This is a genomic window from Acetobacter pasteurianus (assembly GCF_009914215.2).
Taxonomy (GTDB): domain Bacteria; phylum Pseudomonadota; class Alphaproteobacteria; order Acetobacterales; family Acetobacteraceae; genus Acetobacter; species Acetobacter pasteurianus.
Window position 1 is genome coordinate 2184745 of sequence record NZ_CP039846.2, and the last position, 20548, is coordinate 2205292.

Sequence of the window (20548 nt, forward strand, 5' to 3'; positions counted from 1 at the left end):
GACCATAAAAGAACATTATTCAAAGCAATGCCTGAAATTTTGCGCGTTCCAAATAATAAACAAACGGTAATATTTGGCGGGTCTGTAATCGTCCGTTCGGGTTTATTGTTCTGCTTGGTGGTATGTGCTCGTTTTATGTAAACGCAGAAATATCATTTCCGGTTCCAATAAATATGTGGCGCTATGATTTTTGAGAATGTTTGGTTTTTACATAATATCCAAGTAAAATATTATAATAATGGATAAATTGAATAAATATTACATGTATGTCTCAGGAAAAAACAATCATACAAGTGATCGGAATATTTTGGTGAATAAAGGTGGTTGAATATAAAAATAAAAAGCCCGCCCTAGAGAATAAGGGCAGGCTTTTTTATTGTGCGATATTTGGTAACGAGATGATGTTTACCGAATACCCAATTCACTCATTAGAAAATCGCGGAAAACAGCAACGCGTTTGGAGCTGCGGAGCTCTTCCGGATAAACAAAATAAGCGTCTACAGTTGGAGTGGTGATTTCCGGCAGGATCTGAACTAGATCCGGAAATTCTTTTGCAGCGTAAGTCGGGATGGACCCAATGCCCAAGCCTGCAGCAATAGCAGAGGCCATAGCAGCCATGCTGTTAACTTCTAGCCGGGCAGTCTGTGTGCTGCCATCGGTGCGGCAGGCCTGTGCCAGCCAGTTAACATGCGCAACCGGAGGATGGTGTTCACCAAACAGCACCAACTGGTGTTCTTTGATCTCCTCCAGAGATTTCGGCATGCCGTATTTCTCGATATAGAGAGGGGCAGCAAAAATTGGCAGGCTAAAATCGGCCAGATGGCGTTGAATCAGGTCTGGCTGTCTGGGTGCATGCATACGCACCGCTACGTCAGCCTCCCGCATGCCTAAATCAAGATCATTATCTTCCAAAATCAGGCAGATATCTATTTCAGGGTTATCTGCTATAAAGCGATGAAGCCGCGGCATAAGCCAACAGTTACCAAAGCCGGTGGTTGTGGTTACGCGCAGCCGCCCGGCTGCCTTTTCCTTACTTTCGGTCAGCAGTGTTTGCGTCATTTCCAGTTTGGAAAAGACTTCGCGCACGGTTTTATGAAGTGTTTCACCCTGTTCCGTCAGGATCAGGCCGCGGGCGTGCCGATGAAAGAGAGGAACCTGAAGGACGTCTTCCAGCGCGGAAATCTGCCGTGATACGGCAGATTGGCTAAGGTTGAGCACATCCCCCGCGTGGGTAAAGGAACCGGCTTCTGCCACTGCATGGAAAACCCGGAGTTTGTCCCAGTCCACGCATGCCTCCTGCAAATTGAATGAAGTTACAAAAACACAGCCGTGTTTTATGCGGTGTATTACGTGCAGGAATTGGCCCCCTTGGTCAAGGGATGAAGCCGTTTTCTGTTAAGTTATCAGGCTAAACCTGCAAGATAACGTTCCGCATCCAACGCTGCCATGCAGCCAGTTCCTGCGGCTGTTACGGCTTGGCGATATGTTTTGTCCTGCACATCCCCCGCGGCAAAGACTCCGGGTACAGAAGTGCGCGTGGTGCCGGGTGTGGTTTCAATATACCCTTCAGCATCCAGTGTAAGTTGATCGCGGAAGATAGCGGTGTTGGGGGCATGGCCGATGGCAATGAACACACCATCTGTCGGGATTGTCTGTTCGCTTCCATCCTGCGTGTTCTTCAGCCGTACGCCGCACACTGTTTCTGGCGTGCCATCGGCCAGAATATCTTCCACAACACTGTTCCAGATAACGGAAACCTTGGGATTGGCAAAAAGTCTGTCTTGCAGAATCTTTTCAGACCGCAAGCTATCGCGCCGGTGCACCAAGGTTACGTGCGCAGCATGGTGGGTGAGATACAGGGCTTCTTCAACAGCCGTATTGCCGCCACCTACAACCACCACATTTTTCCCGCGGTAGAAAAAGCCATCACATGTGGCGCAAGCAGAAACACCAGCGCCTTGGAGACGCTTTTCACTTGGTAGACCCAGCCAGCGAGCCTGAGCACCAGTAGCAACAACAACGGCGCGCGCTTTGTAAATGGTGCCCGAATCACCCGTCAGAAGGAATGGTGAACCCGCTTTGAAATCAACAGATGTAATAATGTCGTATTCAATGCGCGTGCCCACATTCTGTGCCTGTTCAGCCATTTGTTCCATCAACCAGGGGCCTTGTATGGCTGTGGCAAAACCGGGGTAGTTTTCAACTTCTGTTGTAATGGTGAGCTGGCCACCCGGTTGCAGCCCGGCAACCAGAACAGGAGAAAGATTGGCACGTGCCGCATAGATAGCAGCAGTATACCCGGCCGGTCCTGCGCCAATAACGAGCAGATCAGTTGTAATGGTTTCAGCCATATTGGCAGCGCTCCCGCATATGGAAATCCCGCGTACAGGCTGCTGTAATGGGGGCAGTCTGCACGTAACTGTTGGAAGCATATGGCTGCCGCATGGGTTTTGGGCAAGGGCGCGTATCTTTAGGTGTTTGCCGCCGGATGTGCTGCATGGCATATACTCGCGCGAGTTGAATTGGGGTGCATGCCTCTTGTGCAGGATGGATCAGGAAACGTGACAGATCTGGACGCAGTTGATCTTCGCATTGTGGCAGAGCTTCAGAATGATGGCCGCATGACCAATGTGGAGCTGGCCCGCCGTGTCGGTATTTCCGCACCTCCATGTCTGCGTCGTGTCCGGCGTTTGGAAGAAGAACGCATTATCCGTGGCTATCATGCAGAACCCAATGCTGCGGCTTTGGGCTGGCCCATTACCTTTTTTGCGTTGATCGGTCTGGAAAGCCAGAAAGAGGCCATTCTGTGCAGTTTTGAGCAGCAACTGGCCCAATGGCCAGAAGTGCGCGAATGCCACATGATCCGCGGTGGTGGAGATTTTCTTGTTCGTTTGATTGCGCGTGATGCCGCGCACGAAAACCTGCTGACCCGCCAACTGACAGAAGCACAGCACGTGATACGTGTGCAAACCCTGCAAACTATCCGCACAAGTCTGGAGCGTTGGGGCGTGCCTGTGCAGGTTGAGGAGGAAGGGCAGGCCCCGTGATGGACCATCAAGCGGTTTCAACTGAAACCGTTGTAAAGGGGCCGGATATTAGCGTGGTTGTGCCATGCTATAACGAATCGGCAAATGTAGTGCCTCTTGTCAAAGCTCTGGAGCAAGCGCTGACGGGCAGGCGGTGGGAAGTTATCTTTGTAGATGACAACTCGCCCGATCATACCAGCCAACGTGTGCGCGATCTGGCGCGGAATGATGCACGTGTGCGCGGCATTTGCCGCATAGGGCGCCGGGGGCTTTCATCCGCTGTTATTGAAGGCGCGCTTTCTTCATCCGCGCAGGTTGTGGCGGTGATGGATGGAGATCTCCAGCATGACGAATCACGCCTTGGTGCACTGATAGATGCCGTTCTGAACAATACATGTGATGTTGCTGTGGGGAGTCGGCATGTTGAGGGCGGCAATAATGCTGGTTTGGCCAATGCGTGGCGGCATGTGTTGTCTGATGGCGGCATCTGGCTTGCACAACGTGTCTTGCCGGTAAAGCTGACAGATCCGATGAGCGGTTTTTTTGCGTTAAGGCAAGAAACATTCGCCGCAATTGCCCCGCGTTTGTCTGGCACAGGTTTTAAAATCTTGCTGGATTTATTGCTTTCTGCTCCCACCCCCCTGCGTGTGCAGGAGGTGCCTTGCGGGTTTCGCCCACGTGTGGCGGGGGAAAGCAAGCTGGATGCATTGGTTATGCTCCAGTTTGCCGCACTCCTTTTGGATAAGTTTGCCAAAGGTTGGGTGCCTTTGCGGTTTGTCGCCTTTTGCATGGTCGGGCTGGCAGGCGTTGGCACGAATTTGGTGGTTATGCAGTGCGCGCGGTTGGCAGGGGCGCATTTTTCCTTGGCACAAGCCATTGGCACTGTTGCCGCCATGATTCTGAATTTCTTTCTGGATAACAATTTCACCTATCGTGACAGGCGCTTGCGTGGTTGGGCGTGTATGCGTGGGCTTGTTCTCTTTATGTTGGTGTGTTCGGTTGGCGCATTGGCAGATGTGGGTATTGCCCGCATGATTTACGGCCAGAATCATATGCTTAATGAGGCCAGTCTGGCGGGTGCTATTCTTGCTGTGGTGTGGAATTACGCCATGTCTTCAACCGTTGTCTGGCGCTCGTGATCGTAAAAAGTGCAAACCACACGCGTGGTATATGGATGTGCCTGATAGCGCTGGGGCTGCTTACATTGCTCCGGCTCATTCTGGCCGCATGGATTCCGCTTTCTCCTGATGAGGCTTATTACCGCCTCTGGGCCTTAGCTCCGGCAGCGGGGTATCTTGATCATCCCCCCATGGTGGCGCTGTGGATGCGCATTGGCATGTTTTTTGCGGGAGATGCCGCAGAAGGCCTGCGTTTTATGGGGCCTATTTCTGCGGGTATCGGAACGATTCTATTGGTGCAGGCTGCACAGCAATGGCTTCAATCTCCAAAACTGTTGGCGGAAAGTTCCAGCAGGTTCGTAACAGGTCTTAAACCCGGCATTGTGCTTAACAGCACATTGGCCGTGGGGCTGGGCACGCTCATCATGACGCCAGATACCCCGCTGGTGTTTTTTATGGCCCTGCTGTTGTGGAGCGTGAGCAATCTGCTTTCTGGTAAGCATCCAGCATTCTGGTTGCTGGTGGGGCTTTCTGCCGGGCTGGGGTTTGATAGCAAATATACGGCGCTTTTACCTGTAGCTGGCTTGGGTATGTGGTTGCTGGCAACGCATGCCGGCAGACAATGGTTACGCACGCCGTGGCCTTGGCTTGGTGCAATGGTGGCGGTGATATGCATGGCCCCTGTGGTGGAGTGGAATGCCACGCATCATTGGGTCAGCTTTCTCAAGCAGGGTGGTCGGGCAGGGGATTGGCAGCCCACTCGTATGTTCACCTTTATGGGGGAATTGCTAGGCGGCCAGGTTGGTTTGGCATCTCCGCTTATCTTTGTGTTGTTTGTGGTGGCCATAAAATATTTGCTTAGGTTACGGGATCAATTTGCCCAGTTATTGCTGTGTATGATTTTGCTGCCCATGGCTGTTTTTGTGCAGCACGCTATAGGCGCGCGCGTGCAGGCAAACTGGCCTGTTGTGTTGTATCCAGCTCTTGCCTTGTCTGTGGTGTGCGTACCGTATCGGTGGTGGAAAGCAGCCTGCGTGCTTGGCGTTGCCATGTTTGTTGTGGTGGTCGGGCAGGCTTTGTGGGCACCCGCACATCTTTCGCCTCATTTTGACATGACGTTGCGGCAAATGGGCGGCTGGCCCGAATTTGTCCAGACCGTAGAAAAGCAGATTCCGCCAGATAGTCAGCTGATTGCAGATGAATACGGGCTTGCGGGTGAGCTTTCTTTTTACGCTCGGAATCGCAAAGTGCTGGCGGTCGAGTCGAGATGGCAGTTTTTTGCGTTTCCACACTCTACATGTGGGGTGGAGGGCTATTTACTGCGGAGCCGCAGGCGGCATGATCAACCTGATGCGGCGCTTTTTGATGTTCTCGCACAATATCCAGATATTACACGCAGCCGCCGTGGTGCCGTGGCCGATAGTTACGCCCTTTATCGTGTAAGATTGCGCTGCTTGGAAAACGATGCGGTGCGGGAAGATACTGCAATATTACCTGCCAATAAGCGTTAGGCATGTAGGTGCTAGCTTGGTGTTGTTTGCAGCAGGCAGGCAAGGCAGGATACGCTGGCTACAGTTTATTTAGCCAAGAATAACAGGAAACATACCTCAATGGCATCATCCTTACAGGTTGCGGTTCAGATGGACCCTCTGGAGCACGTTAATATCCATGGGGATTCAACCTTTGCGCTTATGCTGGAAGCTCAGAAACGTGGGCATACCTTGTATGTGTATGAGGTGAATTCGCTGGCATTGGGGGAAGGAGCGGTGGAACCAGAGCAGTCTTCCAAAACCCGTGTAACGGCTTTGATGCGCCCAGTGACAGTTCGGCGGGAAGAAGGAAACCATGCCACGTTTGGTGCGCCAACACGCCAGTCATTGGGGGATATGGATGTGGTGCTGATGCGCCAGGACCCGCCTTTTGACATGGCATATATTACAGCCACACACATGCTGGACCACGTGCATGGTATTGGTCCGGGCAAAGCCTTGGTGGTGAATGATCCGCGCTGGGTGCGTGATAGCCCTGAAAAACTCTTGGTCACCCATTTTCCAGATTTAATGCCGCCAACCCTGGTGACGTGGGATATCGAACAGATTCGGGCATTCCGGGCCAAGTGGCACGATATTATCGTGAAGCCGCTTTTCGGGAATGGCGGGAGCGGGGTTTTCCGTATCCGTGAAGATGACCAGAATCTGAATGCGTTGCTTGAAATGCATTTTGCGCGCTCGCGCGAGCCGTTGATGATTCAGCGTTATGAACCTGCCGTAACGGCCGGAGATAAACGTATTATTCTGGTGGATGGGGAACCCATAGGTGCAATCAACCGTGTGCCATCGGGGGAAGATCACCGGTCAAACATGCATGTGGGCGGTGTGGCCAAACAGATTGGGCTGAGTGAGCGTGACCGTGAAATCTGCACGGCTATTGGCCCGTTTCTGAAAGAACATGGCCTGATTTTTGTGGGAATAGACGTGATTGGCCAGTATTTGACAGAAATTAACGTAACGTCTCCCACTGGCCTTCAGGAGCTGGAACGCTTTGATGGTATCAATGGTGCAGGAGCAATCTGGAACTGCATAGAGCGTAAGCTGAACGCAGCGTAAATTTTTAGCCTTTGTTTTGCTTGTGGGAGTCATCCTGTTTGTCGGTAGCTTCCAGATCTGCCAGTGGCGTGTCTTTCCCAAAGCGGTTGTCCAGCCATTCATATATCGGGTCTCGGAAGTAGTAGATGAAAATGCTGGCCCATATGGCGAGAGAGACGATGGCGAGAAGAATTTGAAACATAGCTCTATATTAACACTATCTATTGCACAGTTGCAGCGTAAAAGGAGTATATGCCCTTACACAAGGGCGCTTTTGTGGCGCGTGCCTTGTGCAGAAGAGGAAGACCTTTTGTGGCTCTTGAAGAAATGTCCACCAGCAGGCAGAGAGAGGACATGAGTGACGTTCTCCAAAATTATCCTTCCGGCGGGGGGGATAATCCCGCGCCTCCTCCTTCCCGCTCGGCACTGGATGCGGAGGCTGTCAAAGCAGCCTATCGCCGGTGGGCAAATGTATATGATGTTGTTTTTGGCGGCATCTCCCGGTTTGGGCGTTTGCGTGCTGTAGAAGCCGTAAACGGTCTTCCCGGCACGGATGTGCTGGAAGTAGGGGTGGGCACCGGCTTGGCACTGCCCCATTACCGGCCAGAAAAGCAGATTACCGGCATTGATCTTTCAGCCGATATGCTGGCCAAGGCGCGTGAGCGTGTGCAGCGCGATAAGCTGACAAACGTGAACGGCCTGCTTGAAATGGATGCCGAAGATACGAAGTTTGAAGATGCTTCCTTCGATATCGCCGTGGCCATGTTTGTGGCTTCTGTCGTGCCGCATCCACGCCAGCTACTGCGCGAACTCAAACGCGTTGTGCGCCCCGGCGGTTATATTCTGTTTGTAAATCACTTTTTGGCACCAGGTGGTGTGCGTGGCGCTGTAGAACATGCGCTGGGCCGGGCATCTCACTCCTTGGGGTGGCATCCTGATTTCGCAATGCAATCATTGTTGCCTGATGAGGATATACGGCGCGCCTATATTCAGCCTGTTCCCCCATTAGGGCTGTTTACTTTGGTCACGCTAGAAAATCTGCCTGCATAACCTGTGCGCTCCTGCCAAGGCAGGGGCGTTTCTTCTGCGTGGCAGAAAATGGCATTTGCGCGTATGTAACATTAATATGATGGAACAGTTTTATGCCGTGCCACGCGCCAAGGGCGTAGAGCTGCATGATGCCAGTAAGAAATTGGAAATTGGAGCATGATGGTCGCCCATAACCAGAGCCAACAGAATGAGACATCTGGAAATGGCATGCGTGTTGCCAGAAAAGGAAATGGTACAGGCGCCGCTTACGTGGTGCTGGCCGCTCTGGCAGCATTAGCTGGCGGAGGTGCTTCTACACTTTCTGAAATGGGCATTATGCCTGCTACGGCCGGATGGCATGCTGTTGTGCAGGCTCATCCTGTGCTTATGCTTTTATATGTTGTTGTTCCGGCGCTGCTGGGTGGTTTTGGTTCCCTGTGGCTTCCGCGTGCCGTGCAGCGTTCAGGCGTATTGCTACCCCGGATGAATGATGCCGGTTTTCTGTGTGTGTTTGCTGGGGCGGCGCTCACAGTTACAGGGGCAGAGCTTAAAACTGCCACCTTGCTGTGGTGTGCGGGCACGTTAATGACGAGCATGGCCCTGCTGGTAACCGTGTTTGATAGCCGTGCCGATATGGCAGAGCGCAAACCGTTCTCTCCTTTTGTATGGGGGGAAATGCTGGCAGCCGCTGTTATGCTGCTTACCGTGCCTGTGATGGCCGGGCAGATTGTAAAACACTGGCACGATGCTGCAGCGGTAAATGTAGAAAGCTTTGCTGGCCCCGTGGGGCTGGTGGTGCTGCTTGCCGGTTTTGGTGTGGTGTTTGAAATTAGCGCTCGCGTTGGCAAGTTCTCTGAAAAACCTGTTGCATTCATTATGGCTGCTGCCGCTGCGTCTGGCGTTGTGGCGTGGACCAAAAGCGTTTTTATGCAGGGTACTGAAAGTGCAGGCGCTATGCAGGTTGGCAGCGCCATGCTGGCTTTGTGCTCCTTTGCAGCTACCTGTCTGGCAGTGCTGTGGTTGGCGGGTGCATGGAATGCCCGTGCCTCGCTGCGTGTGCCGTTGCTCTGGGGCTTGGGCTTTATGGGGGTGGTTTCCGGCGGTTGGCTTGTGCAACTGGTGCAGGGAAGTGGCCTGCATTCTGCACTTCAGCTTGGCGCGCTGTATGTTGTGTGCGGTGGTTTCTATCTGTGGCGCGGTGAGGAATGCGGATATTGGTATCCGCAACTTATGGCGTATCTGCATTTTACCAGCACCGCTGTAGCTACAGCGCTGGTGTTTGTGCCGGGTGCACAAATGGTAAGTGGTGCATTTTTTGGCTTGGCAGCCCTCTGCTTTATTGGTGCCGTGGTGATGAGCTTTCGGCGTAACCAGCAGACAACTGCACAGTGGGCCGCAATTTCTGTTCAGGATTCCAAGGGATACCGGGCATGAGTGACAGCGTGGCAACAGCTTCCCTAGAAGCAACAGCAGAACGTCGCCCTCGGTTTAAGGCCGATCAGGTTGGCACCCGTGCGCGGGATTGGATTCAGCTGTTAAAGCCACGTGTGATCTCGCTGGTTGTTTTTACAGGTGCAGCAGGCATGATTGTTGCACCGGGCCACATGAATTTCTTTGTGGCGTTGGTGACCATCTTTTGCATTTGCATGGCCTCGGGTGCGGCTGGTGCTATCAATATGTGGTATGACCGCGATATTGATGCCGTAATGCAGCGTACCATCACCCGTCCTATTCCGGGTGGGCGTATTCCAGAAAATGAAGCATTGGCTTACGGGGTAGGGCTTTCCTGTCTTTCTGTATGCTTAATGTGGATGGCAACCAATACGTTGGCTGCCGGTATTCTGGCGTTCTCCATTTTCTTTTACGCCGTTATCTACACAATGTGGCTTAAGCGTTCCACGCCGCAGAATATTGTGATTGGTGGTGCAGCAGGGGCTTTCCCACCCATGATCGGGTGGGCCGCAGTAACAGGCCATATGGCTGTTCTGCCGGTTGTGATGTTCGGAATTGTCTTTTTCTGGACGCCCCCGCACTTTTGGTCGCTCTCTTTGTATGCCTGTAAGGATTACGGGCGTGCGGGCATTCCCATGCTGCCGGTTGTGCGTGGTGCACGGCATACACGTTGGCAGATCTTTATTTACACGCTGGTGCTGCTAGCCGTTTCTCTGGTGCCATCCTTCATGCATCTGTGCGGTTGGCTTTATACAACCACAGCTTTGGTGCTTGGCTTAGGGTTTGTAGCATGTGCTGTGCGTGTTTTGCTGGAACCGCAGGATGCACAGGGCGTAAGCCTGAAAGGGGATAAAGCGGCCCGTATTTCCTTCCGCTTTTCTCTGGCTTATCTGTTCTTCCTTTTTTGTGGTCTGCTGGCAGATCACTTCCTTCAGGCATGGGTGTAAGTGGTATGAATGCACAGCAGGATGGTCTGCTTGAGCAGACAGAAAAACACAAACGGCAAAAAGAACGTGTGCGCACCATGCTGGGATTTATGATGGTGTTGGCAACCATTATGTTCGGGCTAACTTTGGTTCACCCGTAAGCTTTAGCAGTTAAAGCCAAATAATACTTGCTCACCACAGCGCATGTAGCTGCGTGGTGAGGTAAACGCTTAGCCTTGCTTCTGTGCAGGGCTTTGTGCGTTTAGAAGCGTGTCTTTGCTGATATCTATGCCCTGTGTGCGCAAGCGGGTGAGATCAGCTTCCAGCTCTGCCTGTTTGCGTTTCTGCCAGAATAGAAAAAACACCCCAAAGCAGATTGCTAACGTAACACTGCATGCAGTCACAATTTCAAGCAGCAGCATAACAGCCTATCTCCCGTTAATGTCAGGCAGGCAATAAAAAGCCCCGCCCTTTGAGGTTAAAGGGCGGGGCTATAAAATGCCAGCGCTTACTGACGGGTTTGCTGTATAGCCGAAAGAAGCCAGCGCCCCCCGCGAGAAGGCCGGGTAAAGGTCCACAACTCGGTAATGTTCACCGGCTCGGTAGAACTTCCCTGAATAACCTGCCCCATGGCATTGGTAGTGAGGTCAATCAGGCTGTAGCGCATGGCAACGGTGGCAAAGTCCATGCCGTTTTCACGCCATGCCTCGGCCAGATCACCCTGAATGAAATGCACATCCGAAACAACGTTGCGTGCCCCTTGGCTGGCAAGGGCAGAAAGCTGCTCGTTAAAGTAGGACACCATTTCAGGTGTGGCCATTTGCTGCATGGCCGCAATATTCTGCTGGTTCCACGCTGTCTGAATATCCATCAGCGTTTGCTGGAAGGCCTGATAATCTGCAGTGTTAATCTGCAAGGCAGCATTCCCACCAGCAGAAGGCATAGCCCCCGGCGTTACTCCCGGTGAATTGGCCACACCACCAGCCCCCATGGAAAAGCCGCTGCCACCAGAGCTTTTATTGCCAGTAAAGCGACGCACTAGCCACATGACGATCATGACAACAAAGGCAACCTGAAGCATCAACCCGATCAGGCTGAAAAAGCTATGCATGCCACCAAAAAAGCCATGTCCGCTCAGCAGGCCGAACAAGCCGGCCCCTAAAAACCCACCAGCAAACCCGGTCAGGAATGGGTGCCGAACGCCGGATTGCGCAAAGGGAGCTGCCGGGCGTGCAAATGGTGCTGTTTGCGGCCCATAGTTAGGGGAAGGCGCCGTGCGCGGCGTAATGGAGCGTTCCATTGGAGCCGCACTGTAAGGTGCCGTACGTGTGGGCGGAGGTGCGCTCCATGTTCTGCTGCCACGGCTGCCCATAGAGCCACCTTGGCCGGGGCGGGCATCAGCATGTAGGGCCAAAGGCCCCGCAATAAGGCCGATGCTCAGGAAGGCAGTGAGAACAGGTGCAAGAATGCGGGGTTTCACAGAAAGAATAGTCTCCGGCTAAGAGGTTATGCCCCGGCAATGCTAAGGGCATCTGTACGTAATGTGGGGGCGTCCGTGCCAAAACGGAAGTCCAGATCATTAGCTAACGTAATGGACGCAAAAATATCCAGAAGGTTGCCCGCCAAGGTGAACTCGGCAGCAGATTCAGCAATCTTGCCATCGCGAATCATAAACCCGGAAGCGCCGCGGCTGTAATCACCGGTAAGGCCATTGATGGAAGAACCCATCATCTCGGTAATGTAGAGGCCTTCCTTGATATCCGCCATCAGTTCAGTGGGGGAGAGTGTGCCGGGCTCAAAAAACAGATTGGTGGCAGAAGGGCCGGGCGGACCAGATGTTCCGCGTGCAGCGTGGGCATTGCTTTGCAGCCCAAGCTGGCGCGCACTGCGGCTATCGAGGATCCAGCTTTGCAAAGCGCCATTTTCTACCAGATGCAATGGTGCAACCTGCATGCCCTCGCCATCAAACGGGCGGGAGCGCAGGCCTTTTTTACGGGTGGGATCATCTGTAATGGTAATATCTTTGGCAAAGATGGATTGCCCGAGTTTATCCTTCAAAAAGGATGTGCCCCGCGCAATGGCCGTGCCCGTAATGGCCCCGGCAAAGTGGCCCAGAAAGCTACTAGCTACCCGAGGATGAAACACAACGGGGTAACGGCCAGTGCGGGGTTTAATAGGGTTAAGGCGTGCAATGGCTTTTTCGCCAGCACTTTTGCCAAGCTCTGCCGCCTCTTTCAGATCACGCAGCCAGACTGTGCCGTGGTAATCATAATCACGCTGCATGCCATCGCCAGAACCTGCCAGCACGCATACGGAGTTGGAGTGGTGCGTACGGGTATAGCTTCCGGCAAATCCGGCGGATGTCACCAAAAACACTTCTGTGCGCCCGCAAGAGGCACTGCTGCCAGCACTGTTGGTAACGCCTTTTATGGCCAGCGCGGCTTCTTCTCCAGCGCGAGCACGGGCCAGCAGTTCTTCGGTTGTGGGTTCAGCCGGATCTGCCAGTTCCAGATCATTCTGGGTAAAGCGCCCTTGCTGGGCGAGTGGATTTAACCCGGCGTATTGATCTTCTGGCAGCACGCGGGCCATGGCCATGGCCTGTTCTATCAGCGCATCAAAGCGTGAAGGCTCCGGCGTGGTGGTAGAAAGAATGGCACTTTTTTTGCCAGCAAAAACACGAAGCCCCAGATCCGTGGTTTCAGATCGTTCCAGTTCTTCTGTCACGCCATTGCGGACACCGGCACCGGCCGCCACGCTGCGGACAAATACGGCATCTGCTGCATCTGCCCCAGCCTTGCGTGCGCGGGCAACCAGATCAGAAATACGGTCTAGGGTTTGTTCCGTCATGCTGCCAGTTTCTCCGTAATGATCTGCAAGGAAGGAATGTGCTCAATCGGGCCAAGGGCCGCAAGCGTAGGGGTGCCTGTAAAGATGCGTGAAGCCGCGCGGCAAATATCCCCAGCGTTTACGGCCTCAATTTTGCTAACGGTTTCGGCTGTGGGGATAATCCGGCCGAAAATCTGCAACTGTCGGGCAATCTGCTCACACCGGCTGCCAGTGCTTTCCAGGGACATCAAAAGCGAGGCTTTAAGCTGTGCCCGTGCACGCACCAGTTCTTCTTCCGTCACATAGCGCTGAATCTTGTTCAGTTCTTCCAGCGTTACGGGCACAAGTTCCGCACATTCCTTGGCACCTGTGCCAGCGTAAATGCCGAAGATGCCGCCATCGGTGAACGGTGCATTGAAGGAATAGACAGAGTAAACAAGCCCGCGCTTTTCCCGAATTTCCTGAAACAGGCGGGAAGACATGCCACCACCCAGCACGGTGGAAAGCAGAAGGGCGGGAAAGTAGTCCGGGTCTCCATACCCAAAGGAGGGAAAGCCCAGCACCACATGCGCCTGATCCAGTTCCTTCACCTGCCGGAATTCACCACCGCCATAACGGGCAGAAAGTGTAGCTGGTGCAGAAGATGAGGACAGATTGGCAAAATGCTGCTGCACGCGCTGCACTACGTCTTCATGGTGCAGGTTGCCTGCGGCGGCCACAATCATGTTGTCTGTGGTGTAATGCGCTTTCATGTAGCGCATCAGGGTTTCACGGCTCATTTCCCGGATCAGGTTTTCCGTGCCCAATGTTGGGCGCCCCATGGGCTGGTTAGGAAAAGCTGTTTCCTGAAAATGATCAAAAACCACATCGTCAGGCGTATCATTAGCCTGCCCGATTTCTTGCAGAATAACCCCGCGTTCGCGCTCCATTTCCGCAGGATCGAACGTGGAGTTGGTGAGGATATCACCGATGATATCAACGCCCAGCCCCAGATTTTCCTTCAGAAGCTTGACGTAATAAACGGTCTGCTCCCGCGCGGTGTAGGCATTGATATGCCCGCCAACATTTTCGATTTCCTCGGCAATGCGCAGGGCGGAGCGGCTGGTTGTGCCTTTAAAGGCCATGTGTTCCAGAAAATGGGAAACACCGTTTTCTTCTGCCGTTTCGTGGCGTGTGCCTGTGGCCACATAAGCCCCGAAAGAAACAGTTTCCACCCGTTCCATGCGTTCTGTCACAACAGTCAGGCCGGAGGGCAGGCGGGTAATGTTGATGGGGTCTGTCATTCTTGTCCTGAAAAAGAAAGGCCGCCGGGCAAGGCGGCCTGACACGGGAAAGTAAGATGTGGGGTGTTAGGGAGCGTTTGCCAGTACCGCAGCGCGCACAGCATCTTTAATTGCGCCTGCGGTTGCCGGAACAGTGCGATAACGTTCTTCCCGCTCAAACAGATCTTCCAGATGCACAGGCAGTGCCGGATGAATACCCGTAGCTGCCACCATGGCATCGGGGAACTTGGCCGGATGCGCGGTGGCTTCTGCAATCATGGGCACGCCCGGCTGTCGGAACTTGCGGCCCGCAGCAATGCCAATGGCGCTGTGGGGGTCTGCCAGATAATTGGATTTCTGGTGCAGGTTACGAATTTCCGCTTCCGTCTGCTCATCATCCAGCGCAAGGCCAGAGAAGACGGTGCGAGCATTTTCCCACACTTCTTCAGGCACATCCATATGCCCCGTGGCGCGGAAGCCGGTCATGATGCGTGCGCAGGCAGCAGAATCACGACCCAGAAGCTCAAACAGCAAACGTTCAAAGTTGGAAGAAACCTGAATGTCCATGGAAGGTGAAAGGCTAGGCACCACACCTTTGATGGTCATGTCATTGGCATTCAGGAACCGGGTGAGAATATCGTTCCGGTTGGAACCAACGCACAGATGTTTGATAGGCAGCCCCATTTTGCGTGCAGCCCAAGCAGCAAGAATGTTGCCAAAGTTGCCTGTAGGCACAGCAAAGGAAACTTCACGCTCTGGGGCGCCAAAGTTCAAGGCCGCATAAACATAGTAAGGGATCTGAGCCGCAATACGCGCCCAGTTGATGGAATTGACGGCGGAAAGATGCATTTCCCGGCGGAAAGGCAGATCAGCAAACAGAGCCTTTACCAGGTCCTGACAGTCATCAAACGTGCCTTCAACGGCTAGATTGGTCACGTTGGAATCCAGCACGGTTGTCATCTGGCGGCGCTGCACTTCCGATGTGCGACCTTTGGGGTGCAGGATGATAACAGACAGACGGTCCCGCCCACGGCAGGCTTCAATGGCGGCGGAACCTGTATCGCCAGAGGTGGCGCCTACAATGGTTACGTGGTCATTCCGCTGGGTCAGCACATGTTCAAAAAGCTGGCCGAGCACCTGCATGGCCATGTCTTTGAACGCTAGTGTGGGGCCGTGGAACAGTTCCTGCACAAACAGACCATCTTCCACCTGCGTTAGCGGCACAATGGCTGGGTGGTCAAAGTTGGCATAGGCCTTGGCGCACAGGCCGCGCAGTGTTTCCAGATCAATATCCGGTGCTGCAAACGGGGCCAGAACACGGGCAGCCAGTTCCGGGTAGGGCAGGCCACGCAGGCTTTCCCAATCAGATAGCGAGAATTCGGGCCATGTTTCGGGCAGATACAGGCCGCCATCCTCGGCAAGACCGGTAAGCAGAACATCGGCAAAGGAAAGGACGGGAGCATTCCCGCGTGTGGAAATATAGCGCATGAAGAAACTTATATCCTGAATGGCGAACGCCGCGAAGTGTCCTTTTTAGGGGGAAAGTCTGTAGCCTTTATTGGGGTGGAGGCGTTGTAGGCAGCGTAAGCTGATACACCGTAATAGGCCATGAAATGGAAGGTGTAGCCGCCCCAAAGCCCACGCTATGATCAAGCTGACTGGCCGCTACGTATAAATGCCCATGCCCATCCAAACCGGGTGTGGTGGGCCATTTCAGGCGTTCATCTGTAACCAGCCGGCGCGGAATACGCCCAACTGTGTAGCTGAGGATACTGCCTGTGGTGATGTCAGACCAATAAAGCGTGCCATCATTATCAATGGTCAAACCACCAAGTGCGGGGGTTTTATACCATTGTGTCACGCCTTCTTCAAACGCTGCCGGAGTAACGTCCGGGTCCGTAAACAAAGAGGTGGATACACGATACAGAAAGCCTGCGGGTGGCTGCATAACAATCCATGTGCCATCCGGGCTTACGGCAATCATGCTGGTATCTACGGCAATGGCCTGACCATTTGCATTCAGCAGTGGGCCTGTAGGGGTCTGGATCGGTTTGGTGGCGGTAAGGGCCGGATGATGGTCCAGAAAACGCCGCCCTGATGCAGACGGAATATCAATAAGTAGCAGCCCTGCCACACCAGAATCCGGCACGTAAGCTGTAGAACCATGCACGGCAATGCCGGAAAGAATACTGCCCTGATGCAGCAGATTGGCTTCTATGGGCACAGTGTGGGTCACTGTGTTGGTTGTTGGGTCAATCTGGATCAGGCGCGGGGCCGCAACGGGTGGTTTTTCCCGGTTTGGCACGCCGCTATCCAGCACCCAGATGCTGCCCTCTGCTGTGCGTGTCATGCCTGCAAGGGCTACAAAATGGGTATCGTTTGTGGCCTCACGGTTGTTCCAGTTTGCATCAGGGTATGGGGCAACGCTGCCATCTGTCTGCCTTACCCATAGCTGCGGGCCTGTATTGCCAACCCATGCAGGGGCTTCCAGCAACATCCGGCCATCGGGCAGGGGTAAAACGGCATCCCATATCTGCTGGTTGGACTGCATGAAAGGCACCAGTGCGGAAGCAGGAAGTTCCGGCACTTTGGGCATATGCACGGCCCATGCAGGGTGCCCCATGAATGGAGAGAACAGGGCAGCCGCCAGCATGGCACGGCAAACCGTGCGGCGCGGCAGAACAGAACGCAGGAAAGAATGCTTCATCAGGGGCGTCCGGTCAGAAATCTTGCAAACGGGTGAAAAATGAATGCGGCAGTTTCGGGCCTGCACGGCGTTTGTGCAAACGCGTTCTGTGCGGGGCGGCTGCCCCTCTGCTTCATTCTGGCATGAACAAGAGGGGCGTTGGATGATTATGCGTCTTCCGCACGTTCCACATAACGGCGGTGGATATGGGCCAGATAGGCCGAGGCATCCAGCTTGCGCCCTGTGGCATCTTGCACAATTTGCGGCATGGAGGCACTGCGTGCACGGCCATGCACATTTTCACGCAGCCAGTCCAATAGCGGCGTAAAATCACCTTTTGCAATGGCAGGCATAATTTCTGGCACCTGCTTGCAGGCAGCTTCCCGCAGTTGTGCTGCTGTTAAGGCGCCAAGGGTGTAGCACGGGAAGTAACCGAACAGCCCCTCCGGCCAATGAATATCCTGCAAGCACCCACGACCATCATCCGGCACATGAAGGCCCAGAAGCGCGTGAATGCGCTCATTAAATGCGGCAGGCAGATCAGCCAGAGGCAGGTCACCAGAGATCAGTGCTTTTTCCAGTTCATAACGTACCAGAATGTGGGCAGGGTATGTCACTTCATCCGCATCAACCCGGATAAAGCCGGGCTGCACGTGGGTAAGCAGCCGATGGATATTCTGTGCATCCCAGCCCGCAGTGCCTGCGGGCACATCAAAAGCTGCCTGAAGTTTGGGGGCTAGCCAGCCAGCAAAAGCATTGGAGCGGCACACCTGCATTTCCATCAGCAGGGACTGGCTTTCATGCAGCGTCATGCCGCCAGCCTGCCCAACGGGTTGGGAAAGCCACGTTTCTGGCAGGCCCATATCATACAGGGCGTGGCCTGTTTCATGCAGCACGCCCATCATGGCGGGAATGAAATCATTTTCATCATAACGGGTGGTCAGCCGCACATCATGCGTTGCCCCGCCGCAGAACGGGTGTGTGCTCACATCCAGCCGCCCACGAGTGACGTCAAATCCAAGCTGCTGCATAAGCTGGCGGCCCAGCGCTTCCTGCCGCGGCACGGAAAATGGTCCGGGCAGTGGCGTGGCGGCGGGCAGGCTGTTCTGTTTTTCCAGCACAGTGCCAATCAGTTCAGGCAGTCCGGCGGCAAGCTGTGTAAAAACCGGGTCTATGTCTGTTTGGCGGGTGCCGGGGTCAAATGTGTCCAATAGTGCGTCGTAGGGAGAAAGGCCCAGCTTTTCCCCTGTGGCAACCGCAACTTCACGCGTAAGGCGCAGCACTTCGGAGAGTGTGGGCAGAATGGCTGCAAAATCACCATTCTCGCGCGCGGTACGCCATACCATTTCGCATCGGGCCGTGGCCTGTGTGCTGGCTTCCACCAGTTCTCCGGGGAGGGCCGTTGCATGGGCATGCAGGCGGCGCATTTCTTCCAGGTTGGCACGGCGCCAGATATCATCGCCCGGTTCTGCCTGTTCAAGCAGTTCTGCAACAACTGGGGCTGTTAGAATTTCGTGGCGCATGCCTTCCAGCATGGCCAGATTTTCTGCCCGGCGTTCTGCTGCGCCGGAGGGCATGATCACCTCCTTATCCCAGCAGAGTATGCCTATGGCATCATTCAGGGAGGAAAGGCGGGCAAAGTGGCGTTCAAGGGAAAGATAGGCTTTATTCATAGCGTATATGGTAAAGCATACACGCCGCGCACGGAATGCACTTTGTGAGGCATATCAGATTACAAAAAGGAGCCAGTGATCCCCATGCAGATGGATACGCAGGTGGAATCTGCACTGGTATTGTTGGCGCATGGCAATGCGGAGCAGGCGTTACGTGTTCTGCAAAACTGTTTGCAGCAGAATCCGCACCATGCTGGTGCACTGCATGGCATGGCCTGTGTAGCGCGCGCGGGCGGAGATAACCGTGCCGCAGTGGCCTTGGCTGCCAAGGCAGTGCAGTTACAGGCAGAACCGCATTTTCATATCACGTTGGGTTTGGCACTGCTTGCAGAAGGGCAGGTGGAGGCAGCGCGGGCAACTATTCACGTGGCCGTTCTTGCATCACCAAGAGACCCGCGCGCGCATGATGCCATGGCCTCTGTTCTGGAAGCGCAGCAGCGCATTGCCGAGGCTGAACGTGCTTTACGCACGGCTATAAAATTACGACCGTTAGAACAGGAACGGCATCTGGCTCTGGCCGCTTTTTTGTCACGCCATGGGCAGTTGGAAAAAGCAATAGAGGTTTCTGGCAAGGCCTTGCGGTTGGATACGCAAAACCTGTTTGCACAAAATCTGCATGGCATGATCCTGCACGGGGCAGGCAAATCGGCAGAGGCCGAACCTTATTTTCGAACTGTGGCGGCAGAACTGCCAACATCTGCACCAGCTCTAGCCAATCATGGGGCAGCGTTGTTTGCAACGCGCAGTTATGAGGAAGCCCGGGATGTGCTGGTAAAATCTGCGCAATTTGACCCCAAAGCCGCAGAAACACGCAGTAATCTGGGGCTGGTGCAGATGGCGTTAGGCCGCCTGCAAGAAGCTGCACAGGAACTGCAAGCTGCATGTGCATTACAGCAGAACGATACGCGCCTGATGCTCAATTACGCCACGGTTCTTGCTGATTTGGGTAAACGTGAGCAGGCGGAGGCCTTGTTTTGCAAGGTAGAAAAACAGGCAGGAAACAGCACGGATGCCGCCCGAGCACGTATGAACCGTGGCGTGCTGTATCTGGCCGAAGGTCGATTTGCTGAGGGCTGGAAGCTGTTTGAAGCGCGCCAGCACCTTGTTGCACCTCCGGCTTGTGCCGCCGGGTTACCTCAGTGGGATGGTGCTCCGCAGGAAAAGCCTGTGCTGCTCTACGCAGAGCAGGGATTAGGCGATGTGTTGCAGTTTCTGCGTTATGTTTCTCCGGCGGCTCAGCGTGTTCCGGTTTTGCTGTATGTGCCGCAAAGCATACGCAGTTTTGTGCTGCAGATGGAGTTGGCACGTCTGCCGCATGTAACAATATGCACCAGCCAGCATGCGCCAAAAGCCGTAGCAGCTTGCGGCCTTATGAGCTTGCCTGATGTGTTGGGAATGGAAGCGCCATTTGCATGGCGGCCCGATATTGCGGGGCTTCAAAAGTCAAATCCCGGCAAGAAAACCGTTTTGCGTATCGGGCTGTGTTGGGCGGGTAGTTCAACGTATCAGTTTGACCGCAGGCGCTCACTCAATCCGCAACTATTAGAACCGTTGGGGCGGTTGGATAATGTTGTGTTTCAGTCTCTCCAAAAACATACGGAAGGGCAGCAGCCTCCATTCCCGATAGAGAAATTACCGCAAGGTGATGTGCTGGAAACAGCTCGTGTTATGGCGGGTCTGGATGTGATGATAACCGTAGATACGATGATAGCGCATCTGGGTGGTTTGCTGGGTGTGCCTGTTTTGCTGCTTGATCGCCTTGGTGGGGACTGGCGCTGGGCTGCGGGCTCTACCATGACACAGCCAGATGGAGAGGTGCGCAGCCTGTGGTATCCTTCCGTTAGGGTTATTCGTCAGCCACAGGCGGGTGAGGGCGATGCCCCGTGGCAGCCCTGCATCGTAACCGTTGTGCAGATTTTGCAGAAGATGGCTGAAAAACGCACGGATATGGTGCTCTAAAGGCTG

General features: G+C 54.1%; 19 protein-coding genes. 9 read left to right on the forward strand and 10 right to left on the reverse strand.

Annotated features, from left to right (window positions below; all coding sequences use genetic code 11):
* Nucleotides 1-405: 405 nt before the first annotated feature.
* Nucleotides 406-1287 (reverse strand): LysR family transcriptional regulator, encoded by an 882-nt coding sequence (locus FCN51_RS23715; RefSeq protein ID WP_160257026.1) that lies wholly within the window; start codon nucleotides 1285-1287, stop codon nucleotides 406-408.
* 116 nt (nucleotides 1288-1403) lie between these two features.
* A complete protein-coding gene (gene trxB / locus FCN51_RS23720; protein WP_003624047.1) occupies nucleotides 1404-2351 on the reverse strand; it encodes a thioredoxin-disulfide reductase in 948 nt (315 codons plus the stop codon).
* A 180-nt stretch (nucleotides 2352-2531) separates the two neighbouring features.
* Here trxB and FCN51_RS23725 point away from each other — a divergent pair, with 180 nt between their 5' ends.
* The 4 genes from FCN51_RS23725 to gshB all read left to right on the forward strand — a co-directional run bounded on the left by FCN51_RS23725 (nucleotide 2532) and on the right by gshB (nucleotide 6750).
* Nucleotides 2532-3047 (forward strand): Lrp/AsnC family transcriptional regulator, encoded by a 516-nt coding sequence (locus FCN51_RS23725; protein ID WP_003624051.1) that lies wholly within the window; start codon nucleotides 2532-2534, stop codon nucleotides 3045-3047.
* Entirely contained in the window at nucleotides 3047-4165 is a 1119-nt protein-coding gene (locus tag FCN51_RS23730; protein ID WP_160257186.1) for a glycosyltransferase, read from the forward strand. The genes FCN51_RS23725 and FCN51_RS23730 overlap by 1 nt, the downstream gene beginning before the upstream one ends.
* Entirely contained in the window at nucleotides 4162-5655 is a 1494-nt protein-coding gene (locus tag FCN51_RS23735) for an ArnT family glycosyltransferase (protein WP_160257027.1), read from the forward strand. Before FCN51_RS23730 ends, FCN51_RS23735 begins: the two co-directional genes overlap by 4 nt.
* A gap of 99 nt (nucleotides 5656-5754) precedes the next feature.
* Entirely contained in the window at nucleotides 5755-6750 is a 996-nt protein-coding gene (gshB, locus tag FCN51_RS23740; RefSeq protein WP_003629901.1) for a glutathione synthase, read from the forward strand.
* Nucleotides 6751-6754: 4 nt separating this feature from the next.
* On the opposite strand, the gene FCN51_RS23745 is transcribed toward gshB, so the two are convergent.
* Entirely contained in the window at nucleotides 6755-6931 is a 177-nt protein-coding gene (locus FCN51_RS23745) for a hypothetical protein (protein ID WP_014456978.1), read from the reverse strand.
* A gap of 50 nt (nucleotides 6932-6981) precedes the next feature.
* Here FCN51_RS23745 and FCN51_RS23750 point away from each other — a divergent pair, with 50 nt between their 5' ends.
* The 4 genes from FCN51_RS23750 (at nucleotide 6982) to FCN51_RS23765 (ending at nucleotide 10297) form a co-directional block, all read left to right on the forward strand.
* Complete coding sequence (locus tag FCN51_RS23750; RefSeq protein ID WP_003624060.1) at nucleotides 6982-7779, forward strand: class I SAM-dependent methyltransferase; 798 nt, start codon at nucleotides 6982-6984, stop codon at nucleotides 7777-7779.
* Nucleotides 7780-7935: 156 nt separating this feature from the next.
* A complete protein-coding gene (locus FCN51_RS23755; RefSeq protein ID WP_160257028.1) occupies nucleotides 7936-9192 on the forward strand; it encodes a cbb3-type cytochrome c oxidase subunit I in 1257 nt (418 codons plus the stop codon).
* Nucleotides 9189-10157 (forward strand): heme o synthase, encoded by a 969-nt coding sequence (locus tag FCN51_RS23760; protein WP_003624066.1) that lies wholly within the window; start codon nucleotides 9189-9191, stop codon nucleotides 10155-10157. The genes FCN51_RS23755 and FCN51_RS23760 overlap by 4 nt, the downstream gene beginning before the upstream one ends.
* A gap of 5 nt (nucleotides 10158-10162) precedes the next feature.
* Nucleotides 10163-10297: a hypothetical protein gene (locus FCN51_RS23765; RefSeq protein WP_259286332.1), complete on the forward strand. Its 135-nt coding sequence runs from the start codon at nucleotides 10163-10165 to the stop codon at nucleotides 10295-10297.
* Nucleotides 10298-10366: 69 nt separating this feature from the next.
* Here the strand turns inward: FCN51_RS23765 and FCN51_RS23770 are convergent, their stop codons facing one another.
* The 7 genes from FCN51_RS23770 to FCN51_RS23800 form a co-directional block, all read right to left on the reverse strand.
* Entirely contained in the window at nucleotides 10367-10558 is a 192-nt protein-coding gene (locus FCN51_RS23770; RefSeq protein ID WP_160257029.1) for a hypothetical protein, read from the reverse strand.
* 86 nt (nucleotides 10559-10644) lie between these two features.
* Nucleotides 10645-11616: a Tim44 domain-containing protein gene (locus FCN51_RS23775; RefSeq protein ID WP_020944148.1), complete on the reverse strand. Its 972-nt coding sequence runs from the start codon at nucleotides 11614-11616 to the stop codon at nucleotides 10645-10647.
* A gap of 26 nt (nucleotides 11617-11642) precedes the next feature.
* The gene (locus FCN51_RS23780) at nucleotides 11643-12983 is read right to left on the reverse strand and encodes a TldD/PmbA family protein (protein ID WP_160257030.1); all 1341 of its coding nucleotides are present in this window, start codon (nucleotides 12981-12983) and stop codon (nucleotides 11643-11645) included.
* Nucleotides 12980-14245 (reverse strand): M16 family metallopeptidase, encoded by a 1266-nt coding sequence (locus FCN51_RS23785; protein ID WP_160257031.1) that lies wholly within the window; start codon nucleotides 14243-14245, stop codon nucleotides 12980-12982. Before FCN51_RS23785 ends, FCN51_RS23780 begins: the two co-directional genes overlap by 4 nt.
* 66 nt (nucleotides 14246-14311) lie before the next feature.
* Nucleotides 14312-15712 carry a threonine synthase gene (gene thrC / locus FCN51_RS23790; RefSeq protein WP_003624073.1) on the reverse strand — a complete coding sequence of 467 codons (1401 nt, stop codon included), beginning with the start codon at nucleotides 15710-15712 and terminating at the stop codon, nucleotides 14312-14314.
* Between the two features lie 67 nt (nucleotides 15713-15779).
* Complete coding sequence (locus FCN51_RS23795) at nucleotides 15780-16931, reverse strand: L-dopachrome tautomerase-related protein (RefSeq protein WP_160257032.1); 1152 nt, start codon at nucleotides 16929-16931, stop codon at nucleotides 15780-15782.
* Nucleotides 16932-17077: 146 nt separating this feature from the next.
* On the reverse strand, nucleotides 17078-18583 hold the full coding sequence (locus tag FCN51_RS23800; protein WP_160257033.1) for a carboxypeptidase M32: 1506 nt from the start codon (nucleotides 18581-18583) through the stop codon (nucleotides 17078-17080).
* Nucleotides 18584-18658: 75 nt separating this feature from the next.
* Between FCN51_RS23800 and FCN51_RS23805 the strand changes: the two genes are divergently transcribed.
* The gene (locus FCN51_RS23805; RefSeq protein WP_160257034.1) at nucleotides 18659-20542 is read left to right on the forward strand and encodes a tetratricopeptide repeat protein; all 1884 of its coding nucleotides are present in this window, start codon (nucleotides 18659-18661) and stop codon (nucleotides 20540-20542) included.
* Nucleotides 20543-20548 lie beyond the last annotated feature (6 nt).